Source organism: Acidovorax sp. Root219 (genome assembly GCF_001428665.1).
In the GTDB taxonomy this organism is placed as follows: Bacteria; Pseudomonadota; Gammaproteobacteria; order Burkholderiales; family Burkholderiaceae_C; genus Acidovorax.
Map to the genome: position 1 here is coordinate 70,703 of NZ_LMIJ01000021.1, position 18,018 is coordinate 88,720.

General features: G+C 64.9%; 13 protein-coding genes and 2 pseudogenes. 10 read left to right on the forward strand and 5 right to left on the reverse strand.

Translation table 11 applies throughout. The features are described from left to right. The 5 genes and pseudogenes from ASE28_RS20345 to ASE28_RS32235 all read left to right on the forward strand — a co-directional run. Nucleotides 1-1,284 (forward strand): annotated as a pseudogene (locus ASE28_RS20345) (hypothetical protein); the annotation flags it as partial. Nucleotides 1,285-1,530: 246 nt separating this feature from the next. Next, the gene (locus tag ASE28_RS32220; RefSeq protein ID WP_157422068.1) at nt 1,531-1,815 is read left to right on the forward strand and encodes a hypothetical protein; all 285 of its coding nucleotides are present in this window, start codon (nt 1,531-1,533) and stop codon (nt 1,813-1,815) included. Nucleotides 1,816-2,155: 340 nt separating this feature from the next. Next, nucleotides 2,156-2,596, forward strand: a pseudogene (locus ASE28_RS32225) (hypothetical protein); the annotation flags it as partial. Nucleotides 2,597-3,284: 688 nt separating this feature from the next. Next, nucleotides 3,285-4,199 carry a hypothetical protein gene (locus ASE28_RS32230; protein WP_157422070.1) on the forward strand — a complete coding sequence of 305 codons (915 nt, stop codon included), beginning with the start codon at nt 3,285-3,287 and terminating at the stop codon, nt 4,197-4,199. 1,185 nt (nt 4,200-5,384) lie between these two features. Then, nucleotides 5,385-5,936, forward strand: coding sequence for a hypothetical protein (locus ASE28_RS32235; RefSeq protein WP_157422071.1), 552 nt, complete (start codon nt 5,385-5,387; stop codon nt 5,934-5,936). Here ASE28_RS32235 and ASE28_RS20360 read toward each other — a convergent pair. Beyond that, entirely contained in the window at nt 5,896-7,557 is a 1,662-nt protein-coding gene (locus ASE28_RS20360; protein ID WP_057268254.1) for a hypothetical protein, read from the reverse strand. The two genes, ASE28_RS32235 and ASE28_RS20360, sit on opposite strands and share 41 nt — an antisense overlap. A gap of 210 nt (nt 7,558-7,767) precedes the next feature. Beyond that, nucleotides 7,768-10,206, reverse strand: coding sequence for a PAS domain S-box protein (locus ASE28_RS20365; protein ID WP_162262271.1), 2,439 nt, complete (start codon nt 10,204-10,206; stop codon nt 7,768-7,770). 337 nt (nt 10,207-10,543) lie between these two features. On the opposite strand from ASE28_RS20365, the gene ASE28_RS20370 reads away from it, so the two are divergent. Together ASE28_RS20370 and ASE28_RS20375 are read left to right on the forward strand one after the other, a co-directional pair. Beyond that, on the forward strand, nt 10,544-11,776 hold the full coding sequence (locus ASE28_RS20370; protein WP_057268256.1) for an FAD-binding oxidoreductase: 1,233 nt from the start codon (nt 10,544-10,546) through the stop codon (nt 11,774-11,776). A 252-nt stretch (nt 11,777-12,028) separates the two neighbouring features. Then, nucleotides 12,029-12,817, forward strand: a complete 789-nt coding sequence (locus ASE28_RS20375) for a hypothetical protein (RefSeq protein ID WP_057268257.1) — start codon at nt 12,029-12,031, stop codon at nt 12,815-12,817. 119 nt (nt 12,818-12,936) lie between these two features. Here the strand turns inward: ASE28_RS20375 and ASE28_RS20380 are convergent, their stop codons facing one another. Further along, nucleotides 12,937-13,338 carry a hypothetical protein gene (locus tag ASE28_RS20380; RefSeq protein ID WP_057268258.1) on the reverse strand — a complete coding sequence of 134 codons (402 nt, stop codon included), beginning with the start codon at nt 13,336-13,338 and terminating at the stop codon, nt 12,937-12,939. 224 nt (nt 13,339-13,562) lie between these two features. Here ASE28_RS20380 and ASE28_RS20385 point away from each other — a divergent pair, with 224 nt between their 5' ends. The 3 genes from ASE28_RS20385 (at nt 13,563) to ASE28_RS20395 (ending at nt 16,628) form a co-directional block, all read left to right on the forward strand. Beyond that, nucleotides 13,563-14,339, forward strand: a complete 777-nt coding sequence (locus ASE28_RS20385; RefSeq protein WP_157422072.1) for a hypothetical protein — start codon at nt 13,563-13,565, stop codon at nt 14,337-14,339. Nucleotides 14,340-14,575: 236 nt separating this feature from the next. Next, complete coding sequence (locus ASE28_RS20390; protein WP_057268260.1) at nt 14,576-16,081, forward strand: M12 family metallo-peptidase; 1,506 nt, start codon at nt 14,576-14,578, stop codon at nt 16,079-16,081. A 244-nt stretch (nt 16,082-16,325) separates the two neighbouring features. Continuing rightward, nucleotides 16,326-16,628, forward strand: coding sequence for a hypothetical protein (locus ASE28_RS20395; RefSeq protein ID WP_057268261.1), 303 nt, complete (start codon nt 16,326-16,328; stop codon nt 16,626-16,628). Nucleotides 16,629-17,120: 492 nt separating this feature from the next. On the opposite strand, the gene ASE28_RS32240 is transcribed toward ASE28_RS20395, so the two are convergent. Next, a complete protein-coding gene (locus ASE28_RS32240; RefSeq protein ID WP_157422073.1) occupies nt 17,121-17,702 on the reverse strand; it encodes a hypothetical protein in 582 nt (193 codons plus the stop codon). Further along, nucleotides 17,702-18,018, reverse strand: a 317-nt coding sequence (locus tag ASE28_RS20400) for a hypothetical protein (protein ID WP_200961133.1), incomplete at its 5' end; no start/stop codon positions are given. The genes ASE28_RS20400 and ASE28_RS32240, both read right to left, overlap by 1 nt.

Sequence of the window (18,018 nt, forward strand, 5' to 3'; positions counted from 1 at the left end):
GTCGTCGGGCTTGACCAGGTACACAAGGCGCGGCAGTTGCTGCGGCAGCCGCCAAGCGCCCCAGCCTGGGCAGGCCCCTCCCTGCCCTCCCGCCCCTCCCTGTCGGGCCAGCAGTTCAGCCGCAGCGCACCGCCTTCGCCTGACCGCACCTCGCGGTCCAGAGGCTTGCCCGCCAAGCCCGCCACCGAGCAGTCCGTGCGCGCCGCAGTGACCAGGCTCACCAACAGCATGGGCCTGCTCGCCGAGGGTCGCGGCCGCTTGGTGGTTGCCACCTCAGAGGACATCAAGGCGCATTGGGAGCCCCTGATCGGCGAAGTCGACATGGGCTCGCAAGACACCGGTCTGGCCCAGGGGTTCTTCGACCCCAACACCGACACCGTCTTCATCATCGCCGACCACATCGAAGCCGGCCAGGAGATGGCAGTGGCCGCGCACGAACTGGTGCACAAGCATGGCAAGGCAGTGCTGGGCGAAGCGAGGTGGAGGCAACTGCACGAAGTGATCGGCAGTTGGGCGAACAGGCCTGAGGGGAGCCTGGAGCGGCGGGTCTACGACGAGGCCGCAGCGCGCGTGCAGGGTTCGCGGCCGGCCGGAGCGGATGAGACCAGCTACAGCAGCGAAGAACTGTTCCCCTACGCCGTGCAGGTTGCGATGGAGTTGGGCGAGCAGCCTACGGCGCTGATGCCGGCCAACTCGGTGCAGGGTTGGCTGGCGCGGGTGCGGGCATCGCTGCAGACAGCGCTCAACAAGCTGACCAACAACCCGCAGGCGTTTGACGGGCAGGATCTGGTGGACCTGGCGTTTGGCATTGCGCAGCAAGAACGCGCAGGGGCTGCCCCGGTTCAGTGGCAAGGCGAAGTGGCACGGTCCGCGGGCGGCAGCGCAAGCCCTTCCTCTCCCTCGTCCTCTTCACCGCCCCGCCCCCTCCAGATGAGCCGCGATGCAGGCAAGGACGGTGCGGGGGCGGCGAAGGAGAAAGGCCCGCTGGGGTCGGAGAACAATCCGCGTCCGGTTCCGCTCACAGATTTCAAGGTTCGGATAATTGCGGACGACCACCCAAGTAACGCCATTACGATGCTCGTGGACGGAGAGCATGTTGTTTTTTCCGGCATCGAAATAAAGGATGGCTATCCCATCCTATTTATTGGAAAAAATGGGAAAAAGAAATCAGGAGAGCACATAGTAATCGACGCCCATGGAGTGACAGAGGCGATGCTGAAGGCAGTGATTTTTTATTACATTGAAACGAAGGGCGCCCCTCCGGTTGGATTTCCGGTAATTTGACTGATGATAATCGCAAAAATTTCCGAAAAGAGTTCGACAAACATCGCGCAAGAGATCACAATGGCACAATAGATGATTGGGCGCAGTCCGCAATAAGGGAAATATCGTTCGGTAAAGCCAGGCAGAAACTGGGGTATGGGGTTTTTGAAATAGAGTTGCTGGGCTTTGTCAATGTCGGTGATTTTAAGAATGCGCCCAAAAAATAAATGTTATTGCAAGGCGCTATTGATTTTTAAAGGAGTTACCATGACGGGGTTGGATGAAGAAGGTTTGGAGATGCTGAAGTCTTATCTTGGGAGAGACGTTTCCCAGGAGGTAGGGAGCTGTCGTGATTACATGGATGTGTACAATCTGCATATCGAGGATTTGCGCGAGCTTGTTCGAAAAAGAGCGGATGTGTATGCAGCGATGTACGTAATGCATCTTCTTGGGAAGGGGGGGCTTCGGAATGCAAAGTTATTTATATATGATGTTGTTAAAGAGAATGAAAATATTGATGATTGGTTGAGAGATAGTTACCAGGAAGGGTGAGATAATTTTCTGCGAAAGCTATAAGGATGGTCTGCAAAACCCAATTCGCCAGACCGGCACAGCCTGATGTCGAGCGCAAGGTCACTTGATGCCTGCGTAATCCGCTTTTTGGGACCGGTTTGACACCGTTTGCAGGCCTGTTTCAGCCCTTGTGGCGCCACCTCGAAACGGCGAGTTCAAACACGGTCGCGGCACGCTGGCTGGAATTGCTGAACAAAGAGATCGACTCGGAAGTGATCGCCCTCTGCAACGGATCTTCTACAGCCGCGACAGACGATCCAGTGACGTAGCAGGCTGCCCCGACCCCATAGACGCACAGGTCCAGGCCTTGGACTCCGGCATGCTCGTCGTCGGCGGCGACCAGGCCACCATCCTCGCGCACCTGCAGGCAGGCGGCGTGCGCGGTGCCGAGCCATTCGCAGGCGTGACCCTGGTCCCCGTGGACCAGGCGGCACTGGCGCAGCAGGTGCTCAGCCGCCCACTCGCTGCAGCGGCGGGTACGCAGCCAGGCCGTGGGTCTCCGCGCGCATCGGCAACCGCCACCTTGCCCCGGACCAGAACTGCCGCACAGCTCGCACCCGCTGCTGCCCGCGCGCCGGCGGCGGGCGACTTCACAGCGGGCCCCAGCGCAGCGGGCGCCGATGCACCTCGCAAGGAGAGGCGGCATGGCTCGCCCGCGAGCGCTGCAGCGCCTCAGCCTGTGCCCGTCATGGAGATGCAGCGCGACGGCACGCTGATGGTCCGAGGCGATCCCACACAGCTGCAGGAGCGCCTGCGCCAANNNNCTCGTCGGGCTTGACCAGGTGGGCAAGGCGCGGCAGTTGCTGCAGCAGTCACCAGAGGCCCAAGCCTCGGCAGGCCCCTCACTGCCCTCCCTGTCGGGCCAGCAGTTCAGTCGCAGCGCAACGCCTTCGCCTGACCGCACCTCACGGGCCAGGGGCTTGCCCGCCAAGCCCGCCACCGTGCAGTCCGTGCGCGCCGCAGTGGCCAAGCTCACCAACAGCATGGGCCTGCTCGCCGAGGGCCGCGGCCGCATGGTGGTCGCCACCTCAGCAGATATCCAGGCGCACTGGGAGCCTCTGATCGGCGAAGTCGACATGGGCTCGCAAGACACCGGTCTGGCCCAGGGGTTCTTCGACCCTAGAACCTGTTCACGGTCTCGCAGGGGATCGCGTTGGAGCGCAATCGGGATGAGTGGATGCTTCGGATGCGCCGCATGGGCTCATGCCCATGCAAGCAGCCGGGGCGTTCAATCGCCCGATTTCGCTCCAACCCTTTGGGCAGTGGTCTTGGCGGGCGGTCTGCGGCGTTGCGGTGCTTGCCGATAGCACGGGCTATCGGCTGCACCCCACGCCTTGCACCCCATCCCGCCAAGGCCGCTGCGCGACACCTGGGAGACCGTGAGCAGGTTCTAAACCAACACCATCTTCCTGATCGCCGACCACATCGAAGCCGGCCAGGAGATGGCCGTGGCCGCGCACGAGCTGGCGCACAAACATGGCAAGGCGGTGCTGGGCGAAGCGGGGTGGAGGCACCTGCACGAAGTGATCGGCAGTTGGGCGAACAGGCCCGAGGGGAGCCTGGAGCGGCGGGTCTACGACGAGGCCGCAGCGCGCGTGCAGGGTTCGCGGCCGGCCGGAGCTGATGAGGCCAGCTACAGCAGCGAAGAACTGTTCCCCTACGCCGTGCAGGTGGCAATGGAGCTGGGGGTGGAGCCTACGGCGCTCATGCCAGCCAACTCGGTGCAGGGTTGGCTGGCGCGGGTGCGGGCATCGCTGCAGACCGTGCTCGGCAAGCTGACCGGGAATCCGCAGGCTTTTGATGGGCAGGACCTGGTGGATTTGGCGTTTGGCATTGCGCAGCGGGAGCGCGCTACGGCAGTCAAAAGGAAAGGAAAATCAGTCAAAAAAATATCTAGGCATACAAAAATTGAGACGGTGAGCATGCCCAAACGACCAGGATCACAACTCCTTGCTCGACCTTCCCGGCGCACCTTAATAGAACTCCATAAATTTGGAATGAATGCAAAACAACGCAGAGATTTTCTTCAAGGTGAACAGGTTATTTTCGAAGACCCATCCACTGAAAAATCAGTGATATACGTTTTCAAATTAGATAGAGGAATCTTTAGAGCAGGCATTTGGGATTTGATCAGCGATGAGAGTGGCGCTATAATGAATTTTTCAAACCAATCACGATCACTAGGTCAGACTCTTGGAGTTAGCCATCTGGAACTGTTTGGAGCAGACATTAGGAATACTCGTCTCGCAAGGCTATTGGCTAAGCGTGGTTTTTCAGAAGGGGAATCCGTCTTCATTAGAGGCTATGGATTCAGCAAGCATGTGCCAACATTGCGCAAAATGGAGCGTTTGAAAAATGAATAATTCCACATCCGAAAAAATGAGGCCTTACATAGAGATGAAAAATTCTGGCGCAAGCAGCCATGAGGTATTCGCGAGACTAAAAGTTGATGGTTGGACAACCTCCGACTGCATGCTAATTGTGGCTGGCATATTTGAGATGGAATTGGGGGATGTCCGAGAAATTTGGCATGACTTCTACAGGCGGCACAAAACAGTAAAAACTTAATCCTTGCAAATCTAGATTTCGCATGGCTGAACGTCGAGCGCCCTCAGCCCCCTGAAGGTTCCTACGAAGCGACCCGCCGGCAACGCAGGGTCATAAGGTGCGCACGGCACCGGCAACTCAAGCTGCCTCATGCCGGTGCCGTCACCGGTCCCTACGTCGTCAGCAACGGGCTACCAAGACGAGTCCGCGCTCAATGTCACCCAATAGTTTGACGTAGGTAGCTACCGCCAGGGAAAGCCGAGACTCTCCCGACACAAACAGCACTAGGCCATCAGGACCTGCCGCTCCATCGGCCACCCCCGCGACGCCCTTGCCGGCATCGACTGACGGCAACCGCAGCGGCACCCAACAAGGCGCCAACGCCTTGCCGCAAGGACGGGTCAACAGCGATGCGAGCCAGGCGGAGAGAGTCCCCCAGGCACCCGGCACCCCAGCTCCGGCCCCAACCGCGTCCACGCTGAATGCCGAAGTGGATGCCAGCGCTGCAGAAGCAGCACCCACAACTACCCAGTACGGCACAGCCCGCCATACCGCAGCGGCACAAGTCCAGCCCCAGTCCCCCGCCCCCATGGACGCCCAGGTCCAGGCCCTCGACTCCGGCATGCTCGTGATCGGCGGCGACCAGGCCACCATCCTCGCGTACCTGCAGGCAGGCGGCGTGCGCGGTGCCGAGCCATTCGCGGGCGTGACGCTGGTGCCCGTGGACCAGGCGGCACTGGCGCAACGGGTGCTCAGCCGCCCACTCGCGGCACCGGCTGGCACGCAGGCGGATCGTGGGTCTCAGCCCGCATCGGCAACGGCCACCTTGCCAGGGACCAGAACTGCCGCACAGCTTGCGCCCGCTACTGCCCGAACGCCAACGGCTGGCGACTTCACAGCGGGCCTCAGCGCGGTGGGCGCCGATGCACCTCGCACAGGTCATGGATCGCAGGCGAATGCTGGAGCGCTTCAGTCCGTGCCAGTCATGGAGATGCAGCGTCATGGAGATGCAGCGCGACGGCACGCTGATGGTCAAAGGCGACCCCGCACAGTTGCAGGAGCGCCTGCGCCAAGGCGGCGTGGACCGCGTGCTGCTGCACAAGGGCGGCGTGCTCGTCGGGCTCGATCAGGTGGACAAGGCGCGGCAGTTGTTGGGTGGCCTGGAGCCTGCGCAACCTCACAATCCTGCACCCAGACAAGGCAAGCTCGTTGCAGAGAGCTACCGCGGCGGCTACAGTGATGCCGATGGACGCGTTCAAGAACCTACACAGCCTGACGATGGCCGAGGACCAACAACTGGTCGATCCAGTGCTTCCACCACTGACAGCGTGCGGGGGGCGGGTGATGCCATACCGCCTCGAACCGCCACTCTCGTGGGACTTGGAATCGCCGAGCGCGTTCAGCTTGCCGACAGCCAAGCCCTTGTCGGTGAACGGGTAGATTCGCCAGAGCAGCTTTGCCTGCCGGCCGTTCAACGGCTGCGGCCCATGGCTTCCCGCTTGCCCGCCCTCCTCACCCCCCGGCACGCCGCCACACCAGCCCCAGCGCCTTGAACTTCTGCCAGGCAGTGGCGCGTTCGTCCGAGAGCACGTCCAGAAAGTCCGACAGGCGCTTGGACTTGACCATGGTGTAGATGGTCAGCGCGGTGGTGAGCGCGAACACGAGGGCGAAGATGCCCAGCTTGCGGCCCAAAGGCGCGTCGGCCTCGGCCAGCAGGTTCATGCCCAGGAAGCCCGTGGTCACGGTGCCGATCAGGCCGAAGATGGTGACGACCGTGAGCCGCACGACGGTGTTGGCCTGGCGGCGCAGGCTGTCGGCGTCCAGGTACTGGTTCATTTCGCCGATGCGCTCCTTGACCTCGGTGTACAGCGAGTCCAGCCCGAGATGGTTGGCACACATGCGGAACAGGGCGCGCACCTGGGCCTGCTCGGACACTTCGTGGAACCAATAGCGGTGCGTGAAGCGCAGAAAGCCGGCAAAGCTGTCGCGGATGGTGCGCTTGAAACGGCGCACGCTGGCGGCGTCGGCAATGTCCAGGTCTTTCAGGGCCTCGGCCAAGCGGTCCGAGAACATCAGCAGCGCCGCCTTCTGGAAGTGCGCGATCAAAAACAGCAAGAAGTGCTGGTGCCGGAACTGCGCCAGCACGCCCCGGTCGCGGCACACATAAAACGGGCTGCTGGCATTGCCCAGCACCAGCAGCGAGTGGCCGCTGCACAGATAGCGTGTGTTGGGGGCGGCACCGCTGCTGCTCCAGAAGCGGTCGTAGCAGAACCGCTTTTCAAAGTCGGCCAGGTGCTCTTCGGAATAAGGCAGGCAAGTGTCGTCGTCGCTGGGCGGGGCCGCCCCCGTGACCAGGCCGAAGCGGATGAAGTCGCTGCGGCTGAGCGCGCGCGGGTCGTCCAGCGCCAGAAAGGCCAGCTGCGGCATGCGGTAATACTCGATCTGCCGGTAGCGCAGGGGCCCGCTGCGCTCGGAATGGTCGCTGACCAGCGGCTCCAGCAGCCAGGCCCAGTGGGCCGAGATGCGCGGGGCGCGGTGGCTGCTGACGTGGGCCATGAAGAGGTCGCGCTGGTTGGCGTCGGACGCGGCCAGCACCTGCCCGGCGGCGTCAAGCCACTCGGCGCTGTACAGGCAGTGCTGGGCATGGCCATCCGCGTCCCAGCCGGCGGGGTAGCCACGGCCGAAGCGGTACAGCAGCTCCTGCGCCTGGGCGAGCTGCAGGTCGCGGGCGCTGACCTCGACATTGAGCAGCACCAGGTCCAGGTCGAGAAAAAAGTACAGGTCCACATGCACGATGTCGAGCGTGATCGGCGCATCGCCGGGGCGCAGCACCGCCCGCACGGCGCTGACGTCGCTGCGCCGGAACACCCGCATCGGTGAGCCGGTGGCGCGGCCGCCTTCCCGGCTGCGCCCTTCGCCATACAGGAAGCGCTGCACATAGGGCAAAAAGGTCACGAACTCGTTGTAGTGGCGTTCGTGAAAACGGCTGCTGTCGCCCGTGAATTCGTCCACCACCTCGCGCCAGGGCGAGGCCTCCTCGCCCATGTCCGCCAGCAACTGCCAGGGCTTGGCGTGCTGGCCCTCGGAGCCCCGCACCGGCATCAGGCGCAGGGGCCACAGCAGGACCTGGCGAAACTCCCGCACGCAGGCGGGGTGGGATTGAGCAACTGGCATGGGGGTGGTCTTTCGTCGAGATCGCGGGTTTCGCAGGAAAGTGCCACAGGGTGGACTGTAGAGACCATGCTACCCAAAACCGCAGGGGCTGGGTGGCTCAACACCGTGTTGCAGGCGCCGCCATGCGTGTGCTACGCCTGCGCCATGGCTGCTGCGGCGAGCCCCGGCGCGTGACGGCGACGTTCGGCTACCAGTGGTGGTGATGGACGGTCAAGCCCGTCTTCCGCGCCCGGCCGCCTTGGCGCGGTAGAGCGAGGCGTCTGCACGCTCCATGAGGCCGCGCCAGCCGTCGTCGCCCGCAAAGGCCACGCCGACGCTGGCGCCGATGTGCACCCTGCGCCCGCCCAGGTCAAAGGGCTGGCCGGCGGCGGCCACCAGCTTGTCGGCCACCTGCTCGGCTGCTGCCTGGCCGGGCATGCCGCCCAGCACCACCACGAACTCGTCGCCGCCCACGCGCGCCACCAGGTCCAGGGGCCGCACCAGGGCGATGAAGCGCGCGGCCACCGCCTGCAGCAGTTGGTCGCCCACCGGGTGGCCCCAGGTGTCGTTGACGGGCTTGAAGCGGTCCAGGTCCACGTACAGCATGGCCACGCCGTGTGCTTCGGCCAGGGGGATGCGCTGCAGGTGCGCCTCCAGGCCCTGCCGGTTCACCAGGCCGGTGAGCGCATCGCGCTCGCTCAGGCCGATGAGGCGCGACTCGCGCTGGCGGTGGATGGTCACATCGTCCAGCACGGCGATGAAGCCATCGGGCTGGCCGCTCTCGGACTGGCGGGGCACCAGGCTGATGGCCATATTCCTCGGGCGCCCGCGCAGCTGCAGCACCAGCTCGAAGGCGGTGGGCTCGCCGGCCAGCGCCTTGTCGATGAAGCCCATGCTGTCGCGCAGCTCGGCCAGCGGCACCACCTCGCCGATGCGCCGGCCCACGATCTCTGCGCGCGTGGGGCCCACGAGCTTCTCGAACGCGGAGTTGACGAACTCGTAGCGGCCTTCGCGGTCCACCACGGCGATCACGTCGGGAATGGCCTCGGCAATCGAACTCAGGGTGCGCTGCTGGCGGAACAGGTCGGCACGCGCGCGCTGTTGCGCAGAGATGTCGCGCATCACTGCCGTGTAGCGCACCACCCGGCCATCGGCGTCGCGGTGGGACAGCACCGAATGGTCTACCGCAATCGGGTGGCCGGCCACCAGCACCGTGCTTTCGCCCATCCACACCCCGGTCTTGATCACCGACGGCATGACCTCGTCGCGGTAGCGCCGGGTGGTTTCGGGCGTGTTGAAGTCGGTGAAGCGGTGCTGCGTGACGTCGTAGCCGTCGCCGTAGCCCTGGGCCTTGCGCGCGGCGGGGTTCATGTAGGTCACGCGTCCTTCGGCATCGGCCTGCACCACGAAGTCGGGCGTGGCCTCCAGGATCTGGCTGAGCATGTGCAGCGACTCCTCGGCCCGCTTGCGGTCGGTGATGTCCTGCAGCGCACCCACCACGCGCACCGGGGCGCCCAGTTCGTCGTATTCGGTGTTGCCGATGGCGCGCGCCCAGACGCGCGTGCCATCGGGCCGGCGCAGCGGGGCTTCGATCTCCCACTTCTCGCCGGTGGCGATGCCTTTTTCAAAGGCGGCGATGAGCCGCTCCTGCGCGCCGTCCTCGTAGAAGCCGACCACGCCGGGCAGCGTGGGCACGAAGGCATCGTCCACGCCATGGATGCCACGCACCATGGGCGACCAGTGGACCTCGCTGGTGTGCAGGTCCACCGTCCAGGGGCCCACCAGCGCCAGCTCGCCCATGCGCTGCAGCAGGGCCTGGTTGGTCTGCAGCTGGCGCTCGGCAGTGTGGCCGTGGCTGGCTTCGCGGATGAACCCGGTGGCACCAATGCCTCCGGCCATACGCAGCGGGGCGATGGACAGCTCCACAGGCAGGCGGTGCCCGTCCTTGTGCAGCGCCTGCAGCTCGAAGCGGCGGCGCAGCACGGGGCCCTCGCCCGTGCGCTGCAGCCGGGCCATGCCATAGAGATGGGCGCTGCGCAGCTCGGGCGGGATGATGAGCTCGTGCATCGGGCGCCCCATGGCTTCGTCGTGGCTCCAGCCCAGCGTCGCCTGCGCCTGGTGGTTCCACTCGGTGATGAAGCCGCCGGGGTCGATGCTGATGAAGGCGTCCTGCGTGCTGACCAGCATGCTTTGCAGTGCCTCGTCGCTTGCCGACCGGGTCGGCAAGGTGTGCGGACTGCCTGATAGGCCCGGGGCCAGGGAGCCTGGCACCCGCGCATGCGGGTCGCTGCCCAGCGGCTCGCGCAGGTCCCAGCGGGGGCGCTGGCTGGCAAAGGCGCTGCGCGTGCTGCGGATCGCGCCCGGGTCGTCGAGCGTGCCCACCGCCACCTCGACCACGTCGGGCCGGCCCTCCTCCAGCCGGAACAGCTGGCTGCCGCACTGCGGGCACAGCTGGCGCACCGCGTGCTCGGAAGATTGCCAGGTGTGCAGGGCCCCGTAGGTGCGCAAGGTGGCACGCTCGCCCTCCAGCCACGCCATGCCGGCCCCACCGGACGCCCTGCGGCAGCTCTCGCAGTAGCACACGGCGGCCTCCAGCTCCAGGGCATGCACCGCGTACTCGACGCGGCGGCAAGCGCATCGGCCTCTCATCACCACCGGAGCTGTTCTCATATGCGCCCTCCAACCCCGGCGTGCATCCCGGGTTCTGTTCTTGTGTCTTGCCATGCAGGCAGCAGCGGCGGTCCACCGCAGGGCTGCCCTCGCTCCCTGCCCAAACCCTAACCGGTCTTGCCCCCGGGCCCTGTAGGACAGCGCCCACGCGCACCCTGCAGCGCGCTCGTCTCCCGCGCCACCAGTGTGCAGTTGGATTGCCAATCGGGCAATCCAGTCGTCGAAAAATGGCGCCCCAGCCGGGCTCGGCATGCGTTGGGGGCCGGCACAATGGGTGCCTTCCGCCCGACCGTTCGGCCCTGCCCTCCCCCTGCCCGCAGCCGCAATAATCACCCCCATGGAAACCCTTGTTCTCGGCGCCGGCATCGTCGGCGTCAGCACCGCCCTGGCGCTGCAGCAGCGCGGCCACGCCGTGACCCTCATCGACCGCCAGGCGCCTGGCCGCGAGACCTCGTACGGCAATGCCGGCATCATCCAGCGCGAGGCCGTGCAGCCCTACGCCTTTCCGCGCAGCATCGCCACGCTGGCGCGTGTGGCCACCGGTTTGAGCAACGACGCCCACTACCACTGGGGGGCCCTGTTGCGCCTGGCGCCGCAGCTGTTCAGCTACTGGGCCGCATCGGCCCCCGCGCGCTATGCGCCCATCGCCCAGGCCTACAGCCGCCTGATCGAGCACTGCATTACCGAGCACCGCGGATGGATCGAGCAGGCCGGCGCCAGCGACCTGGTGCACAAGGATGGCTGGCTGCAGCTGTACCGCAGCGGCCCGGCGTTCGACGCGGCGGCAAAGCAGGCCACCGCCGTCGCCGCATCGCACCACCTGGCCTGCCAGGTGCTCGGCACCGCCGCCCTGGCCGCCGCGCAGCCGGTGCTGCAGATGCCGCTGGCCGGCGCCGTGCACTGGCAAGACCCGTGGACCGTGCGCGACCCCGGCGAGCTGGTGGCTCGCTACGCGCGGCTGTTTGTGCAGCGCGGCGGGCATCTGGCCACGGGTGACGCGCTGACGTTGCGCCAGCAAGGCAGCGGCTGGGCCGTGCAGGTGGACTCTGGCAGCATCAGCGCGCAGCACGCCGTCATTGCCCTGGGCCCCTGGGCCGGCGCGCTCACCACGCGCCTGGGCTACCGCCTGCCGCTGTTCAGCAAGCGCGGCTACCACCGCCACTTTGCCGGCGGCCCCAGCCTGACCATGCCCGCGCTGGACATCGAACGCGGCGTGATGCTGGCCCCCATGGTGCGCGGCCTGCGCCTGACCACCGGGGCCGAGTTCGCCCTGCTGGATGCACCCGCCACCCCCGTGCAGCTGCGCCGCGCGGAGATCTCCACGCGCGAACTGCTGCCCCTGGGCCAGCCGGTGGAGGCCACGCCCTGGCTCGGCGCCCGCCCCTGCACCGCCGACATGAAACCCGTGCTCGGCCCCGCGCCGCGCCATGCGGGCCTGTGGTTCAACTTCGGCCACGCGCACCAGGGCTTCACCCTGGGGCCCGTCACCGGCCGGCTGGTGGCCGAGCTGATCAGCGGCGAGGCGCCGTTCGTGGACCCGGCGCCGTACTTGGCGCAGCGGTTTTTGTAACAGCGCAGTCCGCGCACGCGCCGCGGTCCCGCCCCTCGCCCCGCCCTGCAGGGCGTTTGGCGGTAAACCCTGCTGGCATCACCCATATTGGCGATTGTGGTGATCGCTCCATTGCTTTGAAATCAAGAAACCAATGGATACAAGTGTGTCCATGTGGATACATGCGCTTCGTGCGCGTTTTCCTTGTCACCCTCTGCCGGCCACCACAACCCCAAGAATCCCACGCCGGCTCAACTTCGATCCATCACCGACATGCGCCTTACCTGCACGCTCAAGAAAATTGCCGCCGCCACCGCCATCGTCGCCAGCCTGGGTGCCGCCAGCCCCGCATGGGCCGACATCACCGCATCGGCCACGGCCAGCGGCCCATCGAGCGCTTACACCCTGGTTGCCCGCGTCACGCCCGAAGCCCAGTACGTGGGCCGCGGCAAGCTGTATTTCGTAATGCTGCACGGCTCGCAGATCTACGCGCTGTCGGAGACACGTGGCTTCGTCCCTTACACGGGTGGCGAACCGCCGGAATACCGCACCATCTCCCAGGCCACCGAGACCATCAACGTGCAGGGCTGGAACACCACGGCCCAGGCCGGTGCCTCGATCTTCGTGGGCTTTGGCACCGACGTGATGGACATGATCAACAACGGCAGGTTCAAGCTGGTGGCAACGCTGCCGGCGGCGCCTGCGCCGGCGCCGACGCCCACACCGACCCCAACGCCCCCGGTGACCACCAACCCCTATGCGGTGCACAACGGCACCTATATGTGCTACGACGACTATGGCCGCTCGGGCACCGTCACCGCCACGTTCACCGCCAGCAACACGGTGATCGACACCACCCGGCTGACGACGATTCCGGTGTACTCGTACAACCTTTCGCTGAGCACCATCGTCAGCCAGCCCGGTTACAGGACCTACAGCAGCACGAGCCTGCCGCTCAAGCTGGTCATGCTCAATCCGTCCGGGGGGCCTTACAGCTTGGCGATCGGCTACCAATCGAACGCCTACAGCAGCCAGATTGTTTACGTCTGCACCAAACGCTGAGACGGCGCGGCAAACGCAAGCAAGAGTGCCCTGCGGCAATCACCGCCGCGAGAACACGCTGGCGGCCTCGGTGCTTCTTTTGCAAGCGAGCCGGGCCATCCAGCACATCCCGTCACAGATTACACATTCACCGCCGCCCCATCCACCGCCCAGCGGCACTCCGCCATCCAGGTGGGCAACGCGGGGTCGCGCACCACGGGCGCCAGGGCGCGCAGTGCGGTGTTCATCTGGCTGTCGAACCAGTGCAGCTTCTGCTCGGCGAACTGGATGGACGACAGCGCCTGCAGTACCAGCTTGCCCCCATCCACCACCGGCAGTGGCAGCGCCGCGTTGAACGCCATGTCCAGCGACGGGTGCTCGCGCACCAGCTCCTGCAGAAAAGCGCAGGCCCCATCGATGGCCTGCGCATGCCGCGCGTGGAAGGCCGGGCTCATCTCTTCGGTGCCCAGGAACTTGGCAACGCCGGCGAGCGACTCGAACGGGGTGGGCAGGCGGGTAGGGGTGGGGGTTGTTGAGGGCATGGTGGCGGTCGGCTGGGCTGAGGAATGGCAACGGCAACAGCGCGCAGGCGGTGTGGGCACGTATCCAACGTAACAGTATGCGCCCACCGCGTGCCCCGCGGCCCAGACGGGGCGCAAAATGCACTGCGCGAGCCTGCTGCTGCTGCTGCAGCGGCACCGCGTCCGTATCCACGTAAACCGCATTCAACGCCACCGCGTTGAATGCGCTGAAACCGGACACCGCCATGCCAACCACCCTGCCCCGAAGTACCCTGAGTAACTTGCGCAACCTCCTCGCAGGCGCCGCACTGGCACTGGGCTTGGTCGCCGCGCCCGCCTTCGGCCAGATCACCACGGTGGCCACCACCATCAGCGGCACCACGCAGGCCCTGAATTTCGCCGTCAGCGTCAACACCGAGGCCCGGTTCCTGGGCCAGGGCAAGCTGTACTTCGTGCTGCTGCACAACGGGCAGTTCTACCTGCTGTCCGAGACACGTGGCTTCGTGCCCTACACGGGCGGCGAGATCCCCGAGTACCGCACCATCCGCCAGGCGACCGAGACCATCGCCGTCAGCAACTGGAACACCCGCGCACAGCTGGGTGGCGCCATCTTCGTGGGCTATGGCACCGACTTCTGGGAGATGCTGGCCAGCGGCCGCTACCGCCAGGTGGCCACCCTGGCGGAGTACCCCATCCCGCCCGTGGCGGGCGATCCCTATGCGGCCTACAGCGGCGCCTACGTGTGCTCCAGCAACACGGGCGCCACCTACAACGCCACCGCCACCTTCACAGCCGCCCAGGCGGTGGTGGACACATCCCGCATGCCCGCCATTGCGGTGCCCAGCATCAGCGTGCCTTTCGACGGCCTGGGCAGCAGCGGCGACCGCATCTACGCCAACCGCGACTTCCCGCTGTACCTGGTGTCGCTGGATACGACGGCAGCCGCCCGCTACCCACTCGCGCTCGCCTACCAGGCCAACGACTTCAGCGCCTCGCACATCTTCGTCTGCGCAAGGCGCTGATAGCGCCCTTCTCCCTTCTCTCAAGGCATCTCGCGCGCGGCTGAGCCCCACCGGGGGCGAAGCGCCTGCAGTGCGCCGTCCAGCGCCTCCCCGATACCGCCCGTCGGCGCGCAGCGCCATGTCGTGACATTTGGTTTCACGCCACAGTGTGCGCCCCACCCCGGTGATAGATTCGCCGGTCGCTCGGGCCACGCGCCGGGCGCTCTCCCGATCCACCGCCAACAGATACACACACCATGGCCGTTACCGTCTCCGACCTGCAGAACATGCGTTTTTCCGGCAACCCGCAGGCCGATGCCTTGCTGGGGGGCACCCCGGTGTGGAACTTCTGGCCCGACGGCCGCAAGGTGATCTACTACACCTTTGACGCAGGCGCTGGCAGCGAGGCGGCCAAGACGGGTAGCCCGGTCACCGCCTTCAACGCCGCGCAAAAGCAGTCCGCCAAGCAGATCCTGGCATATGCATCCAGCGTCACCGGCATCACCTTCGCCGAGGTGGCCACTTCCGCGCAGGCCGACCTGCACTTTGCCGCCACCAACCTGCAAGGCCCCTCCACTGCAGGCCTGGCATCGTCGGGCTACAGCTACGGCTACACCGTCCCAGGCCAGGTGTTGACCTCGCTGAACATCGAGGCCGTGGTGTACCTGGACAATGTGGAGCACGCCGGCATCAACAACAACCCCACGGCCGGCGGCTCGGGCTACGAGGTGCTGCTGCACGAAGTGGGGCACGCGCTGGGCCTGTCGCACCCCTTCGACTCCTCGCACCCCCTGCCCTCGGCGCAGGACAACACCAACAACACCGTCATGTCGTACACGCATGCCGGTCCGAACAAGACCACCTTCCAGAGCTACGACCTGCTGGCGCTCGACTGGCTGTATGGCCGCGACGGCCTGGGCGGCACCTACGGGTTCAACTCGACCAAGGGCCCGACGCTGACCTTCGATGCAGCGCCCGCACCGGCCCCGGCACCTTCCCCCGCCCCGGCACCGGCACCCACACCCGCTCCAACGCCGAGCCCAACACCCGCCCCTGCGCCCACAACACCGACAACGCCCACGGCCCCAACCACCCCCACCAAGCCCACGCCCGCACCAACACCTACGCCCACCAATCCCAACCTGCCCACGGGCAACCAGGGCACGGGCGATGCCGACCTGTTCAACAGCAAGCCCGCCGCCGAGACCTTCAACGGCGGTGCGGGCGTGGATACGCTGGTGGCCCACGGCAACCGCGGGCAGTACACGCTGCAGCCGCTGTCGGGTGGCAACTGGCTGCTCAACGACAAGGGCACCGGCCTCGACGGCATCGACACCCTGCAGCAGATCGAGCGCGTGCGCTTTGCAGACCACTCCGTGGCGCTGGACCTGAACGGCGCTGCCGGCACCGCCGCGCGCCTCATCAGCACCTTGCTGGGCTCCGACGCGCTGAAGAACAAGGGCCTGGTGGGCGCCGTGATCAAGGCCGTGGACGAATCGGGTGCCACGCCCCAGCAACTGGCAGAACTGGCCCTGGCCGCCGTGGCCGGCCCCTCCGCTACGCCCCAGCAGGTGGTGGCCCTGCTGTACGCCAACCTGTTCGGCACTGCGGCCGATGCCGCCACCGTGCAGAACCTGGCAGGCCTGCTCCAATCGGGCAGCTACACCGGCGCATCGCTGACCTGGGCCGTGGCCAGCTCGGACCTCACGGCCAGCAAGATCAATCTGGTGGGGCTGAGCCAGGTGGGGCTGGAATACATCTGAACCGAACGGATGCGCAGGGACGGCCTGCGCATCCACGGCCTTGGCGCAGCCCTACCTTTGGGGGATACCGCCTGCCAGAAATTTGCGTTTGAATCACGTTCGATGCTCCTTGGCAAGCCATTTTTTGCCAAGGGCAGCCATGTTCGCCCCCGGCGACTGCAGGCCCCGGAGAACAACTCCCCGCTGGTGCCAAGGTCCCGGGCGCACAACACCTGGCCAACCCAGTGACTGGGGCATTCCCAACGTGATTACCGCACTCTTCGAATTCACCCGCTCCGGCGTCTGCAGGTTTGCGCCCAGCGTATCCGCCTCCACAGACGCCCAGGCCGTGCTGCTCAACTGGACACTGATGGCCAATGACCGCGCATTCCGCACGGTGCTCGACCTGCCCGACCGCCTGGTGGCCGAGCTCAGCTGGAACGAGCGGCACGACACCGCCCAACGGCACGACCTCGACTCCTGGGCCCGCCGCCTGGACATCACCGTGTCCAACGCCCTGCGCATGTCGCACAGCGACTGGCAGACCGCACGCCCCCTGGCGGCGTAAGGCGCCCCGCCCGCCCCGCCACTGGTCAGCCCACCGGGCCTGCCGGCACCTGGCAGGGCCTGATCGCACCGCCCCTGGACACTCCGCCGTTGCAGTGAACAAAGCGGCCAGCCGAGCTACTCCGGATAGGGAACCTCTCAATACCCCGACTTCCCGCCAGCAGCTGAACAAACATCACTTTCGGCGCGGATGCGACTTGATCCAGCCGTGCTTTCGCGTGCTGCGTGGGCAGTTTTTGCAGCTCTGCATACAACTCGTTGGCAACCGAAGCGCACTGCTGCGCAGCCGATAGGCGCCAGCCTCCAAAGCGGGGCAGGGCAATCCAAGCGCCCCGGGCTGCCGGCAACCATCTTGCGTGGGCTTGCAGCGCGCGAATGAAGGGCTGGATCAGGCCATCTGCGTCTGCAGAGCGCGCGACTGTTCAGCTGTTGGCTGGAAGCTGAGGGTATTGAAAGGTGCCCCCATGGCTCAGCAAAAGCTTACCACCTGAAGCTACAGCAAATGGATTTCGTAAAACCTAGAGCCCAGTTTGGACTGCGCTGTGTCCCATGACATGAGTCCAAAATTCAAGGAACCATTGCCCAATCCGTCTGCCACAACAAACTTGCCATTTTTTTTCCAATGCAAGCACAACCCGACCTCGCATGGCCGACTCTCCAATCTAGGATTTACAGGATTTTCCTTGATGATGGACAACCCAAGCAAAAAATCCCCGACAAAAGCATTCCAGTATGCTATTGAAAAAATGGGATCTGAAGAATCAACAGGAAATATATCCACATCCTCGTCCATTGGATGGAAATCAGGATCTCCAGCCTCATCCCTGTCAAGCCAAACAATGACGCTGTTCAGGCTATCGTCACCCGCCATTCCAAGGACCCGGCCATCTTCGAATGTGAGCGCCAACGGCCCTTCCGTCCTTTCAAAAACCCGGGAAAATGGAATCCCTCCCTCGACTGCAGCAACGTCCTTGGGCGAAAGACTGTACCTCCTCATCGACAAGAGCCTTTTACCCAAAAAACTCTTAAATAGCAAAGCCGATTGAGATGGCAGCGCCGCAGAATATGAATCCATCATCTTTTCCCCATATTTCTCGTCATTTCAATCAGCAGATCAATCATTTTCATATTCTCCTTCTTATACCCCCTCTCCACACCCATTGGATCAGATATTACCACGCCGCCATCCCTATTCACAAGAAATTGCAAATCCTTGATTTTTATCTCAGCGTTTAGCAATTTTTCCTTTATCAGCATCAAGTCGGCAATACTCTTTCCATTCAAAACACCTAGATCACCAACCACCGTGACACGGCCTCTGATCACTTTGACCGCATCTTTGGTCCCCGCCTCAAATCGATCGTACACAAGCGCAGGGCGATCACCTACCA

Bases quoted from the DNA above. Each gene is read 5' to 3' on its own strand.
- ASE28_RS32220 (WP_157422068.1), top strand. From the start codon at position 1,531: ATGACGGGGTTGGATGAAGAAGGTTTGGAGATGCTGAAGTCTTATCTT.
- ASE28_RS32235 (WP_157422071.1), top strand. From the start codon at position 5,385: ATGGAGATGCAGCGCGACGGCACGCTGATGGTCAAAGGCGACCCCGCA.
- ASE28_RS20360 (WP_057268254.1), bottom strand. From the start codon at position 7,557: ATGCCAGTTGCTCAATCCCACCCCGCCTGCGTGCGGGAGTTTCGCCAG.
- ASE28_RS20365 (WP_162262271.1), bottom strand. From the start codon at position 10,206: ATGAGAACAGCTCCGGTGGTGATGAGAGGCCGATGCGCTTGCCGCCGC.
- ASE28_RS20370 (WP_057268256.1), top strand. From the start codon at position 10,544: ATGGAAACCCTTGTTCTCGGCGCCGGCATCGTCGGCGTCAGCACCGCC.
- ASE28_RS20375 (WP_057268257.1), top strand. From the start codon at position 12,029: ATGCGCCTTACCTGCACGCTCAAGAAAATTGCCGCCGCCACCGCCATC.
- ASE28_RS20380 (WP_057268258.1), bottom strand. From the start codon at position 13,338: ATGCCCTCAACAACCCCCACCCCTACCCGCCTGCCCACCCCGTTCGAG.
- ASE28_RS20385 (WP_157422072.1), top strand. From the start codon at position 13,563: ATGCCAACCACCCTGCCCCGAAGTACCCTGAGTAACTTGCGCAACCTC.
- ASE28_RS20390 (WP_057268260.1), top strand. From the start codon at position 14,576: ATGGCCGTTACCGTCTCCGACCTGCAGAACATGCGTTTTTCCGGCAAC.
- ASE28_RS32240 (WP_157422073.1), bottom strand. From the start codon at position 17,702: ATGGATTCATATTCTGCGGCGCTGCCATCTCAATCGGCTTTGCTATTT.